Annotated in this window: 20 protein-coding genes; 13 read left to right on the top strand and 7 right to left on the bottom strand. The window is 70.7% G+C overall.

All coding sequences use genetic code 11. The features are described from left to right. The first annotated feature begins 241 nt into the window (after nt 1-241). The 5 genes from arfA (at nt 242) to JOF44_RS10590 (ending at nt 5,094) form a co-directional block, all read left to right on the top strand. Nucleotides 242-1,759: an arabinosylfuranosidase ArfA gene (gene arfA / locus JOF44_RS10610; protein ID WP_209890767.1), complete on the top strand. Its 1,518-nt coding sequence runs from the start codon at nt 242-244 to the stop codon at nt 1,757-1,759. A gap of 87 nt (nt 1,760-1,846) precedes the next feature. Continuing rightward, complete coding sequence (locus tag JOF44_RS10605) at nt 1,847-3,466, top strand: alpha-N-arabinofuranosidase (RefSeq protein WP_209890764.1); 1,620 nt, start codon at nt 1,847-1,849, stop codon at nt 3,464-3,466. A gap of 163 nt (nt 3,467-3,629) precedes the next feature. After that, the gene (locus tag JOF44_RS10600) at nt 3,630-3,977 is read left to right on the top strand and encodes an ArsR/SmtB family transcription factor (protein WP_209890761.1); all 348 of its coding nucleotides are present in this window, start codon (nt 3,630-3,632) and stop codon (nt 3,975-3,977) included. Beyond that, nucleotides 3,974-4,504: an SRPBCC family protein gene (locus JOF44_RS10595; RefSeq protein WP_209890758.1), complete on the top strand. Its 531-nt coding sequence runs from the start codon at nt 3,974-3,976 to the stop codon at nt 4,502-4,504. The genes JOF44_RS10600 and JOF44_RS10595 overlap by 4 nt, the downstream gene beginning before the upstream one ends. Further along, entirely contained in the window at nt 4,504-5,094 is a 591-nt protein-coding gene (locus JOF44_RS10590; protein WP_209890756.1) for a TIGR03086 family metal-binding protein, read from the top strand. The genes JOF44_RS10595 and JOF44_RS10590 overlap by 1 nt, the downstream gene beginning before the upstream one ends. Before the next feature lie 321 nt (nt 5,095-5,415). Here the strand turns inward: JOF44_RS10590 and JOF44_RS10585 are convergent, their stop codons facing one another. Next, the gene (locus JOF44_RS10585; RefSeq protein WP_342591754.1) at nt 5,416-6,444 is read right to left on the bottom strand and encodes an SMP-30/gluconolactonase/LRE family protein; all 1,029 of its coding nucleotides are present in this window, start codon (nt 6,442-6,444) and stop codon (nt 5,416-5,418) included. Nucleotides 6,445-6,476: 32 nt separating this feature from the next. Beyond that, a complete protein-coding gene (locus tag JOF44_RS10580) occupies nt 6,477-8,342 on the bottom strand; it encodes a flavin-containing monooxygenase (protein WP_209890753.1) in 1,866 nt (621 codons plus the stop codon). Nucleotides 8,343-8,435: 93 nt separating this feature from the next. On the opposite strand from JOF44_RS10580, the gene JOF44_RS10575 reads away from it, so the two are divergent. The 5 genes from JOF44_RS10575 (at nt 8,436) to JOF44_RS10555 (ending at nt 13,739) form a co-directional block, all read left to right on the top strand. After that, on the top strand, nt 8,436-9,002 hold the full coding sequence (locus JOF44_RS10575) for a TetR/AcrR family transcriptional regulator (protein WP_209890750.1): 567 nt from the start codon (nt 8,436-8,438) through the stop codon (nt 9,000-9,002). 65 nt (nt 9,003-9,067) lie between these two features. Then, nucleotides 9,068-9,916, top strand: a complete 849-nt coding sequence (locus tag JOF44_RS10570) for a sugar phosphate isomerase/epimerase family protein (RefSeq protein ID WP_209890748.1) — start codon at nt 9,068-9,070, stop codon at nt 9,914-9,916. A gap of 1 nt (nt 9,917) precedes the next feature. Beyond that, nucleotides 9,918-10,907 carry a dienelactone hydrolase family protein gene (locus JOF44_RS10565; RefSeq protein WP_342591753.1) on the top strand — a complete coding sequence of 330 codons (990 nt, stop codon included), beginning with the start codon at nt 9,918-9,920 and terminating at the stop codon, nt 10,905-10,907. A 181-nt stretch (nt 10,908-11,088) separates the two neighbouring features. Continuing rightward, nucleotides 11,089-12,774: a ribonuclease J gene (locus JOF44_RS10560; protein ID WP_209890745.1), complete on the top strand. Its 1,686-nt coding sequence runs from the start codon at nt 11,089-11,091 to the stop codon at nt 12,772-12,774. Between the two features lie 419 nt (nt 12,775-13,193). Further along, a complete protein-coding gene (locus JOF44_RS10555; RefSeq protein ID WP_245348919.1) occupies nt 13,194-13,739 on the top strand; it encodes a hypothetical protein in 546 nt (181 codons plus the stop codon). A gap of 60 nt (nt 13,740-13,799) precedes the next feature. Here JOF44_RS10555 and JOF44_RS10550 read toward each other — a convergent pair whose 3' ends face one another. Both JOF44_RS10550 and JOF44_RS10545 read right to left on the bottom strand, forming a co-directional pair. Next, nucleotides 13,800-15,284, bottom strand: coding sequence for a hypothetical protein (locus tag JOF44_RS10550; RefSeq protein WP_245348918.1), 1,485 nt, complete (start codon nt 15,282-15,284; stop codon nt 13,800-13,802). A gap of 156 nt (nt 15,285-15,440) precedes the next feature. Then, nucleotides 15,441-16,892, bottom strand: coding sequence for an MFS transporter (locus tag JOF44_RS10545; protein WP_342591752.1), 1,452 nt, complete (start codon nt 16,890-16,892; stop codon nt 15,441-15,443). Between the two features lie 158 nt (nt 16,893-17,050). Here JOF44_RS10545 and JOF44_RS10540 point away from each other — a divergent pair, with 158 nt between their 5' ends. The 3 genes from JOF44_RS10540 to JOF44_RS10530 all read left to right on the top strand — a co-directional run bounded on the left by JOF44_RS10540 (nt 17,051) and on the right by JOF44_RS10530 (nt 19,205). Beyond that, complete coding sequence (locus JOF44_RS10540; RefSeq protein WP_209890737.1) at nt 17,051-18,085, top strand: LacI family DNA-binding transcriptional regulator; 1,035 nt, start codon at nt 17,051-17,053, stop codon at nt 18,083-18,085. 86 nt (nt 18,086-18,171) lie between these two features. Beyond that, nucleotides 18,172-18,609, top strand: a complete 438-nt coding sequence (locus JOF44_RS10535) for a glutaredoxin family protein (RefSeq protein ID WP_209890734.1) — start codon at nt 18,172-18,174, stop codon at nt 18,607-18,609. Nucleotides 18,610-18,659: 50 nt separating this feature from the next. Beyond that, nucleotides 18,660-19,205 carry a hypothetical protein gene (locus JOF44_RS10530; protein ID WP_209890731.1) on the top strand — a complete coding sequence of 182 codons (546 nt, stop codon included), beginning with the start codon at nt 18,660-18,662 and terminating at the stop codon, nt 19,203-19,205. Here the strand turns inward: JOF44_RS10530 and JOF44_RS10525 are convergent. The 3 genes from JOF44_RS10525 to JOF44_RS10515 all read right to left on the bottom strand — a co-directional run bounded on the left by JOF44_RS10525 (nt 19,185) and on the right by JOF44_RS10515 (nt 20,700). Then, nucleotides 19,185-19,676, bottom strand: a complete 492-nt coding sequence (locus JOF44_RS10525) for an HIT family protein (RefSeq protein ID WP_342591751.1) — start codon at nt 19,674-19,676, stop codon at nt 19,185-19,187. The two genes, JOF44_RS10530 and JOF44_RS10525, sit on opposite strands and share 21 nt — an antisense overlap. Continuing rightward, the gene (locus JOF44_RS10520; RefSeq protein WP_209890728.1) at nt 19,670-19,933 is read right to left on the bottom strand and encodes a hypothetical protein; all 264 of its coding nucleotides are present in this window, start codon (nt 19,931-19,933) and stop codon (nt 19,670-19,672) included. Before JOF44_RS10520 ends, JOF44_RS10525 begins: the two co-directional genes overlap by 7 nt. 131 nt (nt 19,934-20,064) lie before the next feature. Continuing rightward, on the bottom strand, nt 20,065-20,700 hold the full coding sequence (locus JOF44_RS10515; RefSeq protein WP_342591750.1) for an ABC transporter ATP-binding protein: 636 nt from the start codon (nt 20,698-20,700) through the stop codon (nt 20,065-20,067). Between the last annotated feature and the right edge of the window lie 198 nt (nt 20,701-20,898).

Below are 20,898 nucleotides of genomic sequence, written 5' to 3'. Positions count from 1 at the left end.
GCACTCGCGGACCTGCACGGGTGCGTCGAGCGCCGATGTCGTGCGTCTCGACGCGGGCTGCGTGCGCGGCCGACGTCGTTCTGTCGACGTCGTACTGCCGATGCGCTGCCGATTCTCGACCGCGGAATGCCGTTGACGCGGGGACATCGTTGTGGAAAGCTATTTTGCAACGTTGTAGAACTGGCTGTCGCGAAGTCGCGACCAGGCCGGTGCCCCACCTCCGAGAAGGATGCCGACACCGATGTCTTCGCGTATCACCCTTGCCCTGAACCCTGCCTTCCGCGTCGCGCCCGTGCGTCGGCGCACCTTCGGCGCCTTCGTCGAGCATCTCGGCCGCTGCGTCTACACCGGCATCCACGAGCCGGGCCATCCGTCGGCCGACGAGGACGGCTTCCGCACCGACGTGCTCGCCCTGACCCGCGAGCTCGGCGTGAGCTCCGTGCGCTACCCGGGCGGCAACTTCGTCTCGGGCTACAAGTGGGAGGACGGCGTCGGCCCCGTCGAGCAGCGCCCCGCCCGCCACGACCTCGCCTGGCACTCCACCGAACCCAACACCGTCGGCCTGGACGAGTTCATGGCCTGGGTCGAGAAGGTCGGGGTCGAGCCGATGTACGCCGTGAACCTCGGCACCCGCGGGATCGAGGAGACGCTGGACGTGCTCCAGTACGCCAACGCCCCGGAAGGCATCGCGCTGTCCGACGAGCGGGCGGCGAACGGGCACGCCGCCCCCTACGGCATCAGCATGTGGTGCCTGGGCAACGAGATGGACGGCCCCTGGCAGACCGGCCACAAGACCCCCGAGGAGTACGCCCGCGTCGCCACCGAGGCCGCCCGGGCGATGCGCCAGGAGGATCCGGACCTCGAGCTGGTCGCCTGCGGCTCCTCCAACACCTCGATGGAGACCTTCGGTGCCTGGGAGAATGCGGTGCTGACCGAGGCCTACGACCACGTCGACATGATCTCCGCCCACGCCTACTACTCCGAGCAGGACGGCGACCAGGCCTCCTTCCTCGCCTCGGCCGACGACATGGACTACTACATCGACTCCGTCGTCGCCACCGCCGACCACGTCCGCGCCAAGCTCAAGCGCGACAAGCGCATCATGGTCAGCTTCGACGAGTGGAACATCTGGTACCAGCATCGCGCCGAGTCCCGCCCGCCCAGCGGGCAGGACTGGCCGATCGCCCCCGTGCTGCTGGAGGACACCTACTCGGCCATGGATGCGGTGGTGTTCGGCAACCTGCTGATCTCCCTGCTGCGCCACAGCGACCGCGTCGCCTCCGCCTCCCTGGCCCAGCTGGTCAACGTGATCGCCCCGATCATGACCGAGCCCGGTGGTGCGAGCTGGAAGCAGACCACCTTCCACCCCTTCGCGCTGACCTCCCGACATGCCGCCGGCGAGGTGCTCGACGTGCGCCTGGACGCACCGACTTTCGAGAACCGGCGCTTCGGGACCAGCTCCGCAGCCGACGCCGTCGCCACCTGGGACGAGGGATCCGGAGCCCTGTCCCTCTTCGTCGTCAACCGCGGCGCCGACGAGCAGCTGGCCCTGGACGCGGACCTGTCGGCCTTCGGCGACCTGGAGCTGGTCGAGGCGGTCACGATGCACCACGAGGATCCCTACGCCGCGAACACCAAGGACGCCCCCGAGACCGTCACCCCCGCCGCCAACGATTCGATCACGCTGGCCGACGGCCGCCTCACGGGAGACCTGCCCGCGATCTCCTGGAGCATGATCCGTCTCGCGCGTCGCGCCTGACCCTCCCGACGCGGTCCGGCCGGGTGAGCGCTCCCCGGCCGGGCCGACCCTCACCACCTGCCGGACCCGCTCGAAAGAGAGCCTCTCGTGACCTCGTCCTCCCTCAGCCGCTCACTCGTGTCCGCCCTCGGCACGGCGGCCACCGGCTCCACCCGCCGCACGGCCGGCGGGCCCGCCCGCGTCGTCGTGGACCTCGACCTGCCCGGCCCCACGATCAGCCGCCACCTCTACGGCCACTTCGCCGAGCACCTCGGCCGCTGCATCTACGGCGGTTTCTTCGTCGGCGAGGACTCCGAGATCCCGAACATCCGCGGCATCCGCCGGGACGTCGTCGAGGCCCTGCGCGCCCTGCAGATCCCGAATCTGCGCTGGCCCGGCGGCTGCTTCGCCGACGACTACCACTGGAAGGACGGCCTCGGCCCCCGCGAGGACCGCCCGCGGATGGTCAACTCGCACTGGGGCGATGTCGTCGAGGACAACTCCTTCGGCACCCACGAGTTCATGGATCTCGTGGAACTGCTGGGCACCGCGCCGTACGTCAACGGGAACGTCGGCTCCGGCACGGTTGCGGAGATGAGCGAATGGGTCGAGTACCTCACCCGCGCCGACGATTCCCCGATGGCGTCCCTGCGCCGGGAGAACGGCCGCGATGAACCGTGGGCGGTGCCGTTCTTCGGCATCGGGAACGAACCGTGGGGCTGCGGGGGGACCATGCGCGCCGAGGACTATGCGGCACTCGCCCGGCAGTACTCCACCTACGTGCGCGACCAGGGCGGGGATCCCGGCAATCACGTCACCCGCATCGCCGCCGGCGCGAGCGACGACGACTTCGCCTGGACCGAGTCGCTGATGCGGGCGGCCCAGAACCTCGAGGGCGCGGACGGGGAGTCCGGCCCCTATCAGGCGATCTCGATGCACTACTACACGATGTCCGGCCCCTGGGCGGACAAGGGCAGCGCCACCGAGTTCACCGACCAGGAGTGGTACCTGACCCTCTCCCGCGCGACCCGCGCCGAGGAGCTGGTGGCCCGTCACTCCACCGTCATGGATCAGTACGACCCGCACCGGAAGGTGGGCCTGGTTTTCGACGAATGGGGCACCTGGTGGAACGTCGAGCCCGGCACGAACCCCGGTTTCCTGTACCAGCAGAACACCGTGCGCGATGCCCTGGTCGCCTCGATCCACTTCGACGGCTTCCACCGCCACGCCGACCGCCTGATCATGGCGAACATCGCCCAGACCGTGAACGTTCTGCAGGCGATGATCCTCACCGATCCCGACACCGGCGCCCTCGTGCTCACCCCGACCTATCACGTGTTCGCGATGAACGCCGGGCACCAGGACGCCTCCGCGCTCGCCACCCACGTGGTGCTGCCGGAGCAGCCGCGGGAGGTCGACGGCCGCTCGCTGCCCATGATCTCGGCCTCGGCCTCCGTGCGCCCCCAGGAGGGCACCGCACTGGTCTCGCTGTCGAACCTCGACGCCGACGCGCCGCGCACTCTCGTGCTCGACCTGCGCGGACGAACCGTGACCGGGCACCGCGTCACGGTGCTGACCGGGGCGTCGACCGCCGCGCACAACACCCCCGAGGATCCGCGGGCGGTCGCTCCGGCGCCGCTGGAGGACATCCGCGACCACGAACGAGGGCTCGAGATCACGCTGCCGGCGCACTCCTACACGACCGTGGAGCTGCAGCTGGGGGAGTGAGGGCCGCGGACGGTGCGACCTGGCCCCGTGTCCGGGCGCTCCCGCAGGCCCTCGTCCTGCGCCATCTCCTCATCCAGCACCCCTTTTTCAACCGATGGGTTGACGTCGATCTCGTGACGGCGTAGCGTCCCTGTTATCAACCAAACAGTTGAGAAAGGGAGGGATGGACGACGACACCCTGTCGAGGGCCTTCGCGGCTCTCGCCGACCCGACGCGACGGGATCTCGTCTCCCGTCTCACCCTCGGTGATGCCACCGTGGGTGAGCTCGCCGCCCCGTACGAGATGTCCCTGCAGGCCGTGAGCAAGCACATCGCGGTCCTCGAGTCCGCCGCGCTGGTGACCCGCCGGCGCGACGCCCAACGCCGTCCCGTGCACCTCGATGCCGAGGTGCTGGGGGAGCTGACCGACTGGATCGATCGACATCGCCGTGCCGTCGACGAGCGACTGGATCGCCTCGACGAGCTGCTGCAGACCACCGGTACCACCGATGACGAGGAGCACCCCTCATGAGCACCACCGACCACCCGGGAACCGCCACCATCGAAGCCGACCCCGAGGTCCCCCTGATCCGCATCACCCGGGACTTCCGCGCCGCCCCCACGCAGGTCATGCGCGCCCACACCGACCCCGAGCTCTACGCGCAGTGGGTCGGCCCCACGGAGCTCTCGACCCGCATCGAGCACTGGGACGCCCGAACCGGCGGAGCCTGGGCCTTCGTCAACATCGGGCCGGACGGGGAGGAGTACTCCTTCCACGGCAGCTTCCACGACGTCACCGAGGACCGCATCGTCCAGACCTTCACCTTCGACGGCTGGCCCGAGGGGGTCTCGCTGGAGACCCTGCGCGTCGAGGACCTCGGCGACGGCCGGACCCGCCTGCACACCACCTCGCTGTTCGACTCCTTCGAGGGCCGCGGGCAGATGCTCGAGTCCGGGATGGACGTCGGGGTGAACGAGGGCTATGCAGCCCTCGACGCGCTGCTGGCAGGGGATCCCGTCCCGGGCCCGACGAGCCATGACGTCGGGACGAGGGAGTGATGTCGACACCCCTGCCCGAGCTCGTGCCCGAGGAGAAGTACCGCCGGATCGCGGTCGGCTTCACGCGGACCGTGGCCGGCGTGACGGACTGGGACGCCCCCACCCCGGTGAAGGAATGGCGCGCCCGTGACGTCGTCGGGCACCTCATCACCTGGCTGCCGGCGCTGGTCCACGGGGGCTCGACCTTCCGCTTCACGGACGGCCCGGGCGTCGACATGGACCCTGCCGCGGCCTGGACGCACCTGGATGCGCAGGTGCAGGAGCTGCTGGAGGATCCGGCGGCCGCCGGGCACCTGCATTCCGGGCCGCACACCGGGCAGGATCGTCCGGTCCCGGAGCTGATCGACGCCGTCTACACCGTCGACGTCTTCTTCCACACCTGGGACCTCGCCCGCTCCTCCGGCCAGGAGGACACCCTCGATCCCGACCTGGTCCACGCGACCTTCACGGGGATGAGCGCGATGGAGGAGCAGCTGCGCCCCAGCGGCCAGTTCGGGCAGCAGCAGCCGGTACCGGATGACGCCACCGAGCAGGAGAAGCTGTTCGCCTTCCTGGGCCGCGACCCGCGGTGGACGCCGCCTGCTCACTGAGGCTCGGAGCCGCCCCCTGTGCGCCGACGAGCCACGGGGCGCGGAGGCGCCGGACCGCCGGGGTCAGGACAGCTCCGGCCATCGTCGTCGTGATCGAGGTGAGCACGATCGCCATCACGGCGCCGGCGACGGTGGTGCCCATCGAACGCGTCAGCGCGTTCACGCCCACGCCGGCGCCGGCCTCCGACGGGGGCGAGTTCTCCATGATCAGCGTGGGCATGGCCGCATGGGCGATACCCACGCCCGCCGAGGAGACGCAGGCGGCGAGCGGCAGGTCAACGCTGCCGTCGCTGCGGATCTGCTGGAGCGGTCCCGGCCCGCTCATCCGCCGTTCGAGGCCCGGGTGCCCTCGGCCAGGGCGTCGAAGCGGTACACGTACCCTCCGGCCGGACCGCTGACGGTGACGTACGCGTCGGTGGTGCCGGGCCGGATCGCGATGTTCGTCGCCGACTCGAGGCCTTCGTCCCCCTCCGGGATCTCGACGGTCGCCCTCAGCCGGCCTTTCGGCCCGTAGACGAGGATCCGCGGGATGCCGTGCACGCCCTGGTAGAGGTTCCCCTGCGCATCGAGGGCGTTCGAGTCGGTCTGGGCGGGGCCGCCGTCCACATGGATCGCCGTGTGACCGGTGGCGACCCTCGTCCCGTCCTCGGTCAGCAGCAGACGGTCGATGCGGTTCGCGTCCAACTGGCTGACCCACAGCGCCGACGTCTCCGGGTCGTAGGAGATCCCGTTGGGATTCGGCTGGCTCTCGGCGAGGACGGTCGCCTCGCCGGAGGCGGCATCGATCCGCACCACGCGTCCCGTCGGCTCGCCGCCGGGATAGGCGGTCCGGGCCGAGTCGGAGACGAACATGGTCCCCTCCTCGTCGAAGGCGAGGTCGTCGGGGTGCATGGTGCGCCCCTCCACGTCGCCCTCGAAGACGGTCTGCGAATCCTCTCCTTCCGGCGTGATGCTGACGATCCGCCCGCCGGCGTAGTCGGTCAGGTGCAGCCTCCCGTCGGTCGGGCCCCACTGCGCCGAGGTGTACACACCGGTCTCGTCGGTGAACACCGTCGTGACCTCCGAGGAGTCGAGGTCGATCCGCATCACCTTCGGCGCCCCGGCCGGGGCGGTGACGTCGACCAGGTGCAGGCGGCCGTCCTCGTCGAACGTCGGCCCTTCGAGCAGCGTCCGCCCCGTGGCCTCATGAGGCTCGGTCACCTGCAGGAGCCGCTGCGCGGTCAGACGGCTGGGCTCGTCGTCCGACGGGGCGTCCGGGTCGGGAGCGGCCGGCTCGCCCGGGTCCATGCATCCCGCCAGCGGCAGCGCGGCGACCGCGACGGCCAGCGCTGCCACGGAGCGTCGAGGCACCGATCCGACGATCGTTGAGCGCCGGGTGCGCATCAGGCGACTCCCTGTCCGGCGGGCACGGCGCGCGGGTCCTCACGGTGCGGTGCGTCGGCGGCTGCGGGCACGAGCACCTCGTCCATGCTGTCCTCGCGCCAGGCGGCGAGCAGCCGGTGGAAGGCCACCGGGCCCGGCGCGTAGGACGTGGACGTTCCCGTCCGGGTGCCCTCGCCGTTGTAGTAGCCGGGGGTGCACTCGGCGAGGAACGCGGAGTTGTCGACGGCGACCTCCGCGATGGTGTCGCACCACGCCTGCTCGGCCGCGCGGGTCGGCTCGACATAGAGGGCGCCGCTCCGGTGCGCCGACTCGACCATGGCGGCGATGTGTCGAGCCTGCTCGGACAGGATGTGCACGAAGTTCACCGAGTTCGCGTTCTGCATCGTTCCCAGCTGGAACAGGTTCGGGAAGCCGTGGGTCGTGAAGCCGTGCAGGGTGCGCGGGCCCCGGGCCCAGGCCTGGAGCAGCGGGGTCCCACCCCGACCGTGCACCGGCAGGGTGCCGGAGATGACCCCGGAGACGCCGGTCTCGAAGCCGGTGGCGAAGATGATGCAGTCCACCTCGTACTCGTCCTCGCCGACGACCACCGCGTTCTGCGTCATCGACGTGATGCCGCCGTGGTCCGCGGTGTCGACGAGGGTGACGTTGTCGCGGTTGAAGGCCTGGAGGTACAGGTCGCTGAATCCGGGGCGCTTGCACATGTAGCGGTACCAGGGCTTGAGCGCCTCGGCCGTGGCCGGGTCCTCGACGACGTCGTCGACCCGGGAGCGGATCCGGTTCATCGCGGCGAAGTCCGCGAGCTCGTCGCGACGCTCGCGCTCGGCGGGGTCCACCGTGGTGTCGACCTTGCCGGTGATCATCGCGCGCTGCAGGGCCGGGGTGGCGGTCCATCCGTCGCCGACCAGGTCCTCCTCGACGTCCTCGCCGGAGAGGATCTCCAGGAAGTTCTCCATCCGCTCGCGCTGCCAGCCCGGCTGGAGCGAGGCCGCCCACTCGGGATCGGTGGGACGGTTGGCGCGCACGTCGACCGTGGAGGGGGTGCGCTGGAAGACGTACAGGTGCTGCGCGTCCTCGGCGATCTTCGGGATCGCCTGCAGGCCGGTCGCGCCGGTGCCGACGACGGCCACCCGCTTGTCTGCCAGGCCGTCGAGGCCGCCCTCGGCATCGCCCCCGGTGTAGCCGTAGTCCCAGCGGCTGGTGTGGAAGGTGTGGCCGGCGAAGTCCTCGATCCCCGGGATCCCGGGGAGCTTGGGCTGGGAGAGCGTGCCGGAGGAGACGACGACATAGCGGGCGCGCATCGCATCGCCGCGGTCGGTGCGCACCAGCCAGTGCGTCTCCTCCTCGTCCCAGCGCAGCTCGGTGGCACGGGTGTGGAAGGCGGTGTCGCGGTAGAGGTCGTAGTGCTCGGCGATCCGCACCGTGTGCCGGCGGATCTCCTCGCCGGGCGCATAGCGCCACTGCGGCATGTAGCCGGTCTCCTCCAGCAGCGGCATGTACAGGTAGGACTCGATGTCGCAGTGGATGCCGGGGTAGCGGTTCCAGTACCAGGTGCCTCCCACGTCCCCTGCCTCATCCATCAGGCGCAGGGACTGAACGCCGGCGTCCCGGAGCTTCGCGGCGGTGAGCAGCCCGCCGAAACCGGCGCCGATCACCAGCACCTCGACCGTGTCCGTCAGGGGTGCGCGGTCGGTGCGGGGCGTGTACGGGTCCTGGGCGTAGTAGCCGAACTCTCCGGCGGTCCGACGGTACTGGCCGGTTCCGTCCGGGCGGATCCGACGATCCCGCTCCTGCCGGTACTTCGTGCGCAGCGCTTCCGGATCGATGCCGGGACAGAGGTCGCCGGTCGTGGTGGTCGTGTCCGTCATAGGGATCCTTCCTCGCGACGAGCAAGAAACGTACATCAATGTACGTTTGGCAGGCAAACACGCTGTGACCTCGTCGATAGGTACAGTTCGGACATGGCCGAGACACCCGTGCGACGCGATGCGGCGCGGAATCGTGCCCGGCTCCTGGTCGCCGCGCGCCACATCGTGGCGGAGCGCGGGCCCGAGGTGCCCCTGGACGAGATCGCCCGCGAGGCCGGGGTCAGCCGCACCACGCTGCACCGCCATTTCGCCGATCGCGAGGCGCTCGTCGCCGCCGTGCTGCAGGGGAACGTCGAGGAGATCGAGGCCCGGGCGCGGGACCTCCGGGAGCGGGGCGACGGGGCGACCGAGCTGTTCGGTCACGTCCTGGACGTCCAGGTGGGCACGCCGTGGTTGGCGCAGATGGTCGCGCAGGAGCGGAGCGGAGGTCTCGCGGAGCTCTCCGACCGGACGAAGGCGGCCTTCGAGCCCTTGATGGCGCAGGCTCGCGCCGCGGGCACCGTCCATCCCGGTGTGACCGCCGACGACGTCCTGCTCGCGCTGCCGATGATGATGGCCGCCCTCGCGGTGGACCGTCGTGCGACCGATCCCGAGGGTCTCTCGCGCGCACGACGGATCCTGCACCGCGGCCTGTTCACGACGCCGCCCGAGAGTCGCTGATCCCAGCAAGTGGACAGCGTGGCCCAGATCACCACGTGAGAAGCGATCACGCATAGGCTGAGCGGATGTTCTCGAACCTCTCGCCCGGCGCCCTCGGACTCCCCCTGGTCCACCCCACCGCGATCGACCTCGCCGCGAAGCACGGCTTCGGCGGCGTCGACCCCGACCCGGACCACTTCCGTTCCCTGGGCAGCACCGGGGCCGTCGCCGAGCACGCCGCCGAGGTGCGCGAGCGAGGTCTTCAGTGGGGCATGGCCGGCCTGCCCGTTCCGCTGGACGCGCCTGCCGGTGAGTTCCGCGAGGCGCTCGTGGACCTGCCCGCCGCCCTCGAGCTGCTGCGGGCCGCCGGCGTCACCCGCGTCGGCACCTGGATCCGCCCCATGCATGATCAGCGCGACCACCGCCAGAACTGGCGCCTGCACGTCGGTCGCCTCTCCCTGGTCGCCGAGCTGCTGGCCGATGCCGGGCTGCGCCTCGGCCTCGAGTACATCGGCCCCAAGACTTTATGGTCCACCGAGCGCTACCCCTTCATCCACGGCCTGCGCGAGGCGCGCGAGCTGATCGCGGACTCCGGCGCCGACAACGTCGGCCTCATCCTGGACAGCTACCACTGGTACACCGCCGGGGAGAGCGCCGAGGACCTCGCAGGGCTGACCGATGCCGACATCGTCTCGGTCGACATCAACGACGCCCGCGACGATCGCGAGCGCGACGAGCAGTGGGATCTCGACCGCCGCCTGCCCTACGCCACCGGGGTCATCGACCTCGCCGGCTTCATGGGCGCCGTCCACGCGGCGGGCTACACCGGCCCCGTGAAGGTCGAGCCGTTCATGAAGGAGCTGGCCGACCAGCCGGTCGACGACGTGCTCTCGGACATCTCCCAGCGCCTGGATCGTGCTGTCGCGGGAGAGTGAGGTGAGCGGCGGGACACGCCGGGAACGTCTGCGCTCGCTGCTCGGGCTCCCGGAAGCCGGCGGCGACCGGCCGCCGTCCGCGCTCGTGCGCGTGCCTCAGACGTCCAGCGCTGAGCCTGCCGATGCGCCGATCCATGCCGCCGGCGAGGCCTCCCCCGATACGGCCGACGACGTCTCGCCCCATGCGGTCGATGAGGCCTCGATCAATACCGCCGACGGGGACGAGATCCCCGCCTTCCTCCTGCGCCCCATTCCGGACCGAGCCACCGGCGCGGCGGTGGTGCTGATCGCCGGGCACGGTCGCGGCATCGACGATCTGGTGGCCACGGATCCGGTGGACGAGTACCACGACGGCCTCGCCCACAAGTTCGTGAGCGCGGGCTTCACGGTGCTGTGCCCCGAGATGATCAGCTTCGGCCGACGACGCTTCCCCCTCCCGGACGGCTCGGAGCCCTACGCGGAGACCGAGAGCTCCTGCGGGGTCGACGCGGTGCGCCACCTGATGCACGGCGCGCCTCTGATGGGGGCTCGGGTGGCCGATGCGCTCGCCGCCGTCGATGCGCTGCGTCAGCTCGGCGGCGTCGACCCGCAGCGGGTGGCGGTGGCGGGCGGCTCCGGAGGGGGAGCGGTCTCGCTGCTGGCCGCTGCGGCGGATTCCTCGATCTCAGCGGCCCTGGTCGCGACCTACTTCTGCAGCTTCGAGGCCAGCCTGTGCTCGATCCGGCACTGCCCCTGCAACATCATCCCGGGCATCCTGCCCGAGATGGAGATGGCGGACATCGCCGCCCTCATCGCCCCGCGTCCGCTGATCCTGGAGGCGGGGGAGCGGGACCACATCTTCCCCATCGCGGCGACGCGGGACTCCTTCGCGCAGCTCGCCCCGGTCTGGGAGGCGCTGGATGCGGTTCCGCCGGAGCTCGTCGTCACCGACGGCGGCCACGCCTTCCGGGCCGAGCGCTCGCTCTCGGCCTTGGCGGAGCGGATCTCCTGAGTCCGCGGGGCGGTCGCCGTGCGGCGAGGACCGCGCTCTCGAACGTGGTCAATCCAGCATGAATGCGGAAAAGCCGCATTCCTGCCGTACCGTGAACGGTGTGCACGCTGCTGCGCGCCTCGGCGCCGCGCGCGACACCCGATTCTTGAGACCCTGACCGTTCGACGATTGAGATTCCTCCATGCCCTCTCCCACCCCCAAGCTCTCCGCCCCCGCGCGCCTTCGCAAGAACGGCATGCGCATCACCGCACTGGGCGGCCTCGGCGAGGTCGGCCGCAACATGACGGTGTTCGAGTTCGCCGGCAAGCTGCTGATCGTCGACTGCGGCGTGCTGTTCCCCGAGGATCACCAGCCCGGCATCGACGTGATCCTGCCCGACTTCACCTCCATCCGCGACCGCCTCGACGACATCGAGGCGATCGTCCTGACCCACGGCCACGAGGACCACATCGGTGGCGTGCCGTACCTGCTCAAGGAACGCTCCGACATCCCCCTGATCGGCTCCGAGCTCACCCTGGCCTTCATCACGGCCAAGCTCAAGGAGCACCGCATCACGCCCAAGACCATCCAGGTCGAGGCGGGGGAGCACCGCAAGGCGGGCGCGTTCGACCTCGAGTTCGTCGCGGTCAACCACTCCATCCCCGACGCCCTGGCCGTGGCGATCCGCACCAAGGCCGGCCTCGTGCTGCACACCGGCGACTTCAAGATGGACCAGTTCCCGCTGGACGGGCGCATCACCGATCTGCGCGCCTTCTCCCGTCTCGGGGAGGAGGGCGTGGACCTGTTCCTCACCGACTCCACGAACGCGGAGGTCCCCGGGTTCACGATCTCCGAACGCGATCTGAACCCCGCCATCGACCAGGTGTTCACCTCCTCGCCGCGGCGAATCATCGTCTCGAGCTTCGCCAGCCACGTCCACCGGATCCAGCAGGTGCTCGACGCGGCCCACGCCAACGGTCGCAAGGTCGCCTTCGTCGGCCGGTCGATGGTGCGCAACATGGGGATCGCGCGCGATCTCGGCTACCTGAACATCCCCAAGGGTCTGGTGGTCGACTTCCGCAAGATCCAGTCGATGCCCGACCACAAGATCACGCTGATCTGCACCGGGTCCCAGGGCGAGCCGATGGCGGCGCTGGCGCGCATGGCCAACGGCGATCACCAGATCCGGGTGGGCGAGGATGACACCGTGCTGATGGCCAGCTCGCTGATCCCCGGCAACGAGAACGCCATCTACGGAATCATCAACAAGCTCACCGATCTCGGCGCGAACATCGTCCACAAGGGCAACGCCAAGGTCCACGTCTCCGGCCACGCCAGCGCCGGCGAGCTCGTGTACTGCTACAACATCGTCCGTCCCAGCAACGTCATGCCGGTGCACGGCGAGTCCAAGCACCTCCATGCCAACGCCGAGCTGGCCCGCCGCACCGGCGTGCCGGAGCAGAACATCGTCATCGCCCAGGACGGCGTGACCGTGGACCTGATCGATGGCAAGGCGCGCGTCTCCGGCAAGGTCGAGGCCGGCCTGGTCTACGTCGACGGCCAGACCATCGGCACCGCGACCGAGGACACCCTCGCCGAGCGTCGCCAGCTCAGCGGCGGCGGCGTGGTCACCGTGGTGGCGCTGATCAACCCCAAGACCAACCAGACCGTCGAGCCGCTGGAGTTCCTCACCAAGGGCTTCGTGCACGACAAGCGCACCTTCGAGGGGGCCGAGGCGCAGGTGACCAAGGCCCTCGCGCGTGCCCAGCAGGACAAGATCGACGACATCGCCGAGATCGAGGAGATCATCGTCGACGCCGTCAGCAGCTACCTGCGCCGCAGCTACCGCCGCGAGCCCACCGTCATGGCCGTGGTGGTCGACGCCTGATCGGGCAATCAATCCCGCCTGACCGACGTGCTGCGAGCTTGCGAGCGGCAGGAGACCGGGCAGACGGTGCACGCCTGGTCGACGTGCTGCGAGCTTGCGAGCGGCAGGAGACCGGGCAGACGGTGCACGCCTGATCGACCGGTTCTCGGTCTGGTTTTTCCTCGCCACAGATCGAGAGTGACGTTCTGGGCGCCTCCGTGACAGCGGAAGCGCCCAAAACGTCACTCTCGATCGTTTGCGGTCCATCGGCTGCGTCTGCTGCGCTCGGCTGCGCTCTGCTGCGCTCTGCTGCGCGACGCTGACCAGGAGCGGGTGGCGGGAGGGCGTCGATCCCGGTCGGACGCTCAGGGCGTGCCGGCTTCCTCTCCATGGCCGTGTGCGGGGACCGTGCGCCGGGCGACTGCGGGACAATGGTGGGCATGCCCCACGACCTCGTAGGCAGGACTGTCTCCCGCGACCGCGACCGCGACCGCGACCGCGACCGCGACCGCGACCGCGATCGCGACTGCGGTCCCGGCCGGGACGACTATCCCTTCCGGGCCATGGCGATCCTCTGGGTGATCACCGGCGGGCTGGTCGCGGCGATCACCGGCCCGCTGGGCCTCGAGCACGGGTCCTGGTCCGCGGCCTTCCAGGTGCTGGTCGGCGGCGTCCTGCAGGCGGCCCTGGGGATCGCCCAGTGGGCGCTCGCCGCGCGGCGTCCCTCCCGCCGAGCGCTGCTCGCCGAGCTGCTGACCTGGAACCTGGGCTGTCTCGCGGTGATCACCGGGACGCTGCTCACGGCGCCGCTGATCGTCGATGCCGGAGGGATTGCGCTGGTCGTCACGATGGTGCTCATGATCCGAGCCGTGGGCCGCGGCGCGAAGGGCCCGACTTGGGCGTTGTGGACCTACCGCGGCGTGCTCGTGCTGACCGCGGTGAGCATCCCGATCGGACTGGTCCTCGCGCATCTGCGCGCCGACTGAGGTCGTCCCGGCAGCGGCCGGGACAGCTCGCCGTCGCTCGGAGCACGACGGCCCGGCCCGTCACTGGTACGAGACGAACCAGGGGCGCGGCTCCACCTCGTAGGTCTGCTCCGGGGTGAAGGTCGGGGTGTCCTCGTCGTAGAAGTTCTTCCAGGCCATGAATATCCCGTCGGGCAGATCGTGCCGGAGGGCGTTCCAGGTCTCGAGCTTGGAGTCGGGGGTGCCGTGACCGTCGGCGTGCACGGTGATCGCGAGCTCCGGGCGGGAGGTGTCGATGTCCTGTCGGTCGGTGATCATCGAGAGGCTGAACTGGTGGAGGATGAGCACCTTCTGCGGCAGGCCGTTCTCCGCGGTGAGATCGGCCAGCCACGTGGCTGTCTCATTGACCTCCTCGGCCGAGACCGAACCGATCTGCTCCAGATGCTTCTGGCCGGGCAGCAGCCGCCACTCCGCATCGAGGGCCAGCCCGACGTGGGGCCGGGTCAGCAGGTCCTCGTAGTGCTTGGCCTGGCTGAGGAAGTCGCTGGTGCCCGGTTGCAGGTCCAGGACGACGTACACCCCGGCCTCGCCGGCCGCGTCGACCCATTCGCGCAGCGCCTCGGGATCCAGCTCGGTGGAGTAGTCGCCGTCGGCCCCCGGCTCGGAGGAGGCGAGAGTCGAGATGATCTCGAAGGCGGGGATCACCCCGTCGTCGGTGAGGCCCGCATAGTCGTCGGCCAGATCCTGCACGGCGTCGATCGACTCCTCCAGATCCTGCTCCCCGAGGATCCCCAGGGACGGGACGCCGGGGGAGCCGTAGGCGGCGATCATGCGCCGACCCGGGAAGACGGTGGTGCCGCCACCGGGGAGCTCCGGGGCGGTGAGGGCCGTGTGCAGGGTCGAGGTCCACTGCTCGGCGGGGCCGAAGGTCGCCCCGAGGGCGAGAACGCCGACGGACGGGTCGGAGCCGGCCGCCTCCTTCGTCGCCGCGACGGTGTCGCTGCTGCGACCGGGGGCCCCGCCGGGCATCTCGCGGACCGTGCCGCCGGACGCCTCGACCTCGGCGCGCGCGACGGCCTGCGCGGGGCCGCCCTGCTCCGGGTCGACGAACAGCGAGACGGGCGTCGCGTCGTCGGTCCGGCGAGCCTCGGGCACGTCGGCCTCGGCGTCGGCGGGATCGATCTCCCTGACGTCGACATCGTCGCCGAACGCCGAGACGTCCGTGCCCTGCGCCGTCACGATCGTGTCGGCCCCGAGCCGCTCGAGCTCGTCGGCCACCGCCTGATCGGTGCCGATCAGCAGCGGCAGGCCGGAGCGTGAGCTGACCGCTGCCAGCGCGTCAGCGGTGTCCTCGGTGGCGATCACGACGCCCTCGGCCGAGGAGAACAGGGTCGAGCTGAGCGCGAGGGCTGTCCGAGCAGGATCCCCGTCGGGCACCACGGTCGAGGCCGGGGCATCTCCCACCACGACGACGCGAAGATCGCCGCCGAACACACAGGCTCCGAGGGGGACGACGACGGCCGCCGTCGTCGCCGCCGCGATGAACCGGCGCCGGGTCGGGCGCACTCCGTCTCGTCGACCTCTCACCGCGCCACGCACCTCTCTCGAGCAGTCCAGGGGGCATCGGTGGACGGGTTCCGCCGGTGCCCGGGATGAGGCTACGACCTCCGGACCGGCGGGGTGTGCTCCCGTCCGCGCGTCGCTGCGGCGAGTTGCCGGGACTCAGGGGGTCCTCGTGCGGTGCGTGGCCGCGCGGCGCTCCTCGAGCAGGGCGACGTTGCCCTGGACCCGCTTCTTCGACAGCGGGTACCACAGGGCGAGGATCAGGCCGGCGGCCCCGAGCAGGACGGCCGGGGCGCCGGTGGCGAGGGCGTAGATGCCCCCGAGCACCGACGGGGACTGCTCCGCGCCCTGCCCGAGAGCGGCCTCGTAGCCGATCCACCCCAGGGTCCAGCCGGACAGCCCACCGGCCACGGCCTGCCCGATCTTGCGCGACCAGGAGTGCAGGGCGTAGATGGTGGCATCGTTGCGCTCGCCCGTGCGGATCTCCTGGACATCGATCACGTCGCTGATGACGGCCCAGATCAGCGACTCCATCGCCGCGTAGCCCAGCATGAGCACGGCGTAGCCGACCGTGAAGACGTAGGGGCTGTCGGTACGCACGCCGAGCAGCACGAGCCCGGCGAGGGTCGCCAGGGTCATGCCGAGCACGCCGATCTCGCGCTTGCCGAACCTCCTGGCCAAGGCGGCGGCGAAGGGGAGGAACGCCAGGACCGGGACGAGTCCGACGATGTTCGCCAGCGACAGCAGCTGGCCGCGGTCGAAGACCTCGTTGTACACATACGGCAGCATGCTCGCCAGCAGCGTCATGGCGATCAGCATGCACAGCGACGCAGCGATGATGCCGGTCAGCGCACGGTTCGAGACCAGGGCGAGGAACAGGGTGCGCGGCCCCGCGCGCTCGCCGCGGGGCGTCGGCGGCGTCCGGACGCGTTCGCGGACTCCCAGGAAGCAGAGGGTGTAGCAGGCGATCGCCAGGACGCCGCACACGATCGCGGCGAGCATCATGCGCGACCCGGAGATCTCCGAGCTGCCGTCGACCTGCACGTAGACGAACAGCGGCAGGAGCCCCGCCAGACCGAGGAACCCCAGGTAACCGCCGAGCGAGCGGAACACCGACAGCGAGGCCCGCTGCCCGGGCCGGGTCGAGATGACCGAGACCATCGAGCCGTAGGGGATGTTCACCAGCGTGTAGCAGACCGCGCCCCACAGGATGTAGGTGACCACCATCCAGGTGAGGCGGGCTGCGTAGCTGCCGTCCTGCAGGATCGGGGAGAACATGAGCACCGTCGCCACGGCGACGGGGACCATGAAGCGCAGCAGCCAGGGCCGGAAGCGCCCGGAGCGGCCCGGTCGCAGGGTGTCGATCAGGCGGCCAGCGCCGATATCGGTGAACGCATCGAGGATGCGCGCTCCGAACAGCAGAGTGCCGACATGACCTGGACTGATGCCCATCACGTTGGTGTAGAAGATGAGGAAGAACGCCGACTGCAGGAAGAACGTGAGGTTGTTCCCGACGTCCCCGAGCATGTACCCGATCCGGTCGCGCCACCCGAAGGGGCGCACGCCCACCAGCTCCTGGGTGGTGGGCGCGGCGCTGGATACGGCGCTCACGGGCATCTCTCCTTCGATCCGTCGGGGTGGGGCCTGATCGCGCGGCCGTATCCGTAATCCTTACCGGTAACGTTTACGGTCGACCGGGAAGACGCTAGCCTGTGGTCTCGACGGCGTCAAGGAATCGAACGGCGTCACGGAATCGAGAGGGGGCGGCGATGGCACGGGTCACGCTGACCGATGTCTCCCGCACGGCCGGGGTCAGCATCGCGACGGCATCGCGGGCGCTCTCGCCGCGCGAGCATCCGGACGTCAGCCGTGAGACGCGCGAGCGGCTCCGAGCGGTCGCCGACGAGCTCGGCTACCGACCGTCCCTGGCCGCACGAGCCTTCCGCCGCCGCGACTTCCATGCGGTGAGCATCGTCGTGCCCGACGGGCAGTGGGGGTGGTGGGAACCGGCGGTGCGCGCCGCGTACGGCGCCGCCCGGGCTCAGGGGTGCAACGCCTTCGTCCAGCCCACCACGGCGCTCCGGGACGACAGCGGCGACGTCGCCGACGTCATCGCCGCCCTGGCCGAGGTCCCCACCGAAGGGGTGCTGCTGTTCGGCTCCGCCGCCGATTCCCGCATGCTGGCCTCCGCCGAGACCCTGCGCCTCCCGGTCGTCGCGATCGACAACGCGGCCGACGAGGTCGTCGTCCCGACCTTCGCCGCCGACAGCCGCCGCGGCGTCCAGCTCGCCGTCGAGCACCTCCTGGACCTCGGCCGGCGCCGGATCGCCTACGTCGGCTCCGACGGTGACCTCCTCTTCCAGCGCGAGCGCCGCGAGAGCCACCGGTCCACGCTCGTCGCCGCCGGGATCACCGCGGACCCGGAGCTGGTGGTCCAGGACCTGAGCGCCGACGACCCCGCTGTCGATGTGCTCCCGGCGGTCGAGGCCCTCCTGGCCTCCGACGCCTCGGTGGACGCGGTGCTCTGCGAGTCCGACGCGGTCGCCGCCTCCGTGCTGCGCTCCCTGCGACGCGCCGGGCGGCGCGTGCCCGAGGACGTCTCCGTCGTCGGCTTCGACGACTCCCCGCTCGCCCTCGCGCTCGATCCGCCGCTGACCACCGTGCATCAGCCGTACGAGCAGCTGGGCCTCGATGCCATCGAGCTGCTGCTCCAGCAGATCGACGGCGCGCAGGCGCCCGTCGGCCGCACGCGGTTGGCGCCCACCCTCACCGTGAGGGCGTCCACGCGGCGCGCCCCGCAGTGACTCCGCGAGGCGCTGGGTCATGGCATCCTCACCTGCGGGTGGCCGTGATCCGCGGGGGCTGTTCCGGTCCGCCGTAGGCTGTGAGGATGCCTCATCCGACCCTGCGGACCGCTGCCGTGGGCACACTCGCCGTCGCTGCGATGGTGCTCGTCCTCGGAGGGGACGACCTGCGCACGGGGGTGATGGTCGGGGTGGTCGGCGAGATCGCGGTCCTCGTCGTGGCCGTATGGGCCGGCCGCCGGGGGCGCCACACCCCCTGGCCCCGAGCGATCGCGACGCTCGCACCGGGCCGGGCGCTGGTGCTGTGGAAGCCGGGGTGCCTCTACTGCGAGCGGCTGCTGCTGCAGCTGGGAGGCGACCCTCGGGTCATCTGGGTGAACGTCTGGCGGGACGAGGATGCGCAGGCCCGCGTGCGTGCGGTGAACCGCGGCGACGAACTGACCCCGACGGTGCTGGTGGGCGAGGACGTGCTGCGCAATCCCACGGCCCAGGAGCTGCGGGACCGACTCACGAAGGATCGCTGAGGACACACGGTGCGCACTGCGGCGCCGCCGCGCCCCGGCATACTGGGCACATGGGTGACCACGATCTGCGACTGCACGTCGGCGGGTGCACCCGGCGTGAACTGCGGGAGGCGCTGGCTGAGGGCGGCGTCCGGTGCAATGCGTACGCGGAGACGCTGCTCGATCACGGGTGCTTCGACGGCCATTCTGCGCAGTCAATCGTCGTCATCCAGCGGACCGTCGGCGAGCTCGGCCTCAGGAGCGGAGGATCGCTGTCGCAGATCCTCGCCGCCGCGCAGAACCAGGGCCTCCTGCTGTGCCCTCCCGATACCGGGCCCTACCTGCGCCTGGCGATGACGGACCAGGAGCAGGCACCGGACTCCGTGCTCTCCGCCGGACGGGCGCCGACCGGCGCGGTGCACGTCGCCTCCGCTCCGCTCCGCGAGGACGACGACGAATACCCCAAGGGCTTCTATCTCCGCCTGGTCGACGGGGTGTCGTGGCTGCGCGGGTTCCGCTGTGCCGACGAATACCGGCATCCGTCCGAGAGCACCTTCGCCTTCTGCCGGCCGAATGCGGCCACGGTGGTGGACGAGTCAGGCGTCCGGAGCTCTTGATCGTGCGAGCGCCCCGATCGCTGCGGTGAGCTCCGCTCGGAGGTCGTCGTGCGGCGGGCCCAAGCGCGTGGAGGGATCGGACCAGCGCTGCGCCGGGTGCAGCCAGACGGGCTTCGTCACGACATCGGCCGGCTCCCAGTCGTAGCGCGGCCAGACATGGGCGTGGAGGAAGGCGTCGGTGTTCCCGAGGATCTCGAGATTGACGCGGCGGAAGGCGTCGTCGCGCGACGCGCACACCGTCTCGACGGCCTCCCCGAGCAGTTCCATGCTCGCCAGGAACTGCGTGCGCTCAGCCGGAGGAAGATCGGACAGCCCGTCCACGCCAGGGCGGTCGGTGAGCAGCACGCAGTACCCGGGGAGGAACTGCACGTCGCCGATGACGGCGAAGCCGCCGGGCAGGCGGAACAGCACGGTCGGGTTCTCGCCCGCCAGCGCACTGCCGACCCTGTCCTCACGCCAGTCGCTCAGCACGGCCCCTTGCCTTCCGTGATGGGCTCGGTCGTCGAGGGATGCCCCACCACCCGCCCGTCCCCGATCACGTCGAGCAGATCGGTGCGCTCCACGGCACGGGCGCAGTCCTCGAGGCTGTGACCGAGATCGATCGCCACGAGCTGGAGGGCTCGAGCGTCGCTGTGGCCTCGGGTGACGCGTTCGGCGTATTCGCTGCGGACGAGATTCCGGACGTGCTCGAGCGACCTGTCGTCGTCAGGAGGCGTCGAACTGCGCATGCCGCCACGGTGCCACGCTCGAGAGCGCGCGGCCACTCGCGAGGGTGGCGGGCCGGAGCACGGGTTCTCTGCGGCCAGGAGTGGGCTCAGCCCGAAATTGGCGTGCCCGGCGGTATCGGCGTGCCCGGCGGTCAGGCCCTCAGCTCGGCGGTGCGCCTCGTGCGCAGCGCGGAGAGCGCCGTCAGCACGATGCCCAGCGCGGCCCAGCAGCTGAGCACGATGATCGAGGTCGCCGCCCCGTGCCCGTCGAAGAACGCGACGGAGCGAAGGAGGGTGCCGGCGGAGCCCGGCGGCAGGAGCTGGCCGATGATTCCCCAGGGCGAGGGCAGCCACTGCCAGCCGGTTGCCATGCCCGACAGCGGGTTGCCGATGAACATCATGAGCACGGCGCCGAGACCGAGGCCCGGGAAGCCCAGCAGGGACTCGAGCCCGAGGATGAACAGGGAGATCGCGGCCATGTCCAAGGTGAGGGCGAGAGCGGTCCCGATGTAGTTCCCGTCGACCGAGCCGAAGCCGAACTGCAAGATGGCGACGACCGCGAATCCCACCGCCACGGACGCGGCCAGGGAGCCGACGATGCGCAGCCACGGGCGCTTCTTCAGCAGGGTCGACAGCAGCACCGCGGAGATCATGCCGCCGAAGATCAGCGGCAGGGCGAGGGCGTTGAGGCCGGTCCCGTTCGGGTCCTCCTCGGTCAGCGGCGCGACGTCGTCGTAGGTGACGGTCGCTCCGGTCTGCTCGAGTCCGGAGCCGAAGCCGTTCAGCACGTTCGCGTACGGGGTGCCTGCGCCGCCGGCGGTGGTGATGGTGATCGCGCCGTCGGCGCCGACGCTGATGCCGCCGCTTGACTGGATGGCCCGGACCTACATCGCGGGGCTGCGCCCCGCGCGCTGAGGCCCGACCAAGTCGACCTCTGCGGTGACGTTGCCAAGATGCCCGGTGGGGACGACACCGCAGAGGTCGAT

Source organism: Brachybacterium fresconis (assembly GCF_017876515.1).
GTDB lineage: Bacteria > Actinomycetota > Actinomycetes > Actinomycetales > Dermabacteraceae > Brachybacterium > Brachybacterium fresconis.
Note: the sequence above shows the minus strand (reverse complement) of the source record. Positions and strands in the feature narration are given on the sequence as shown.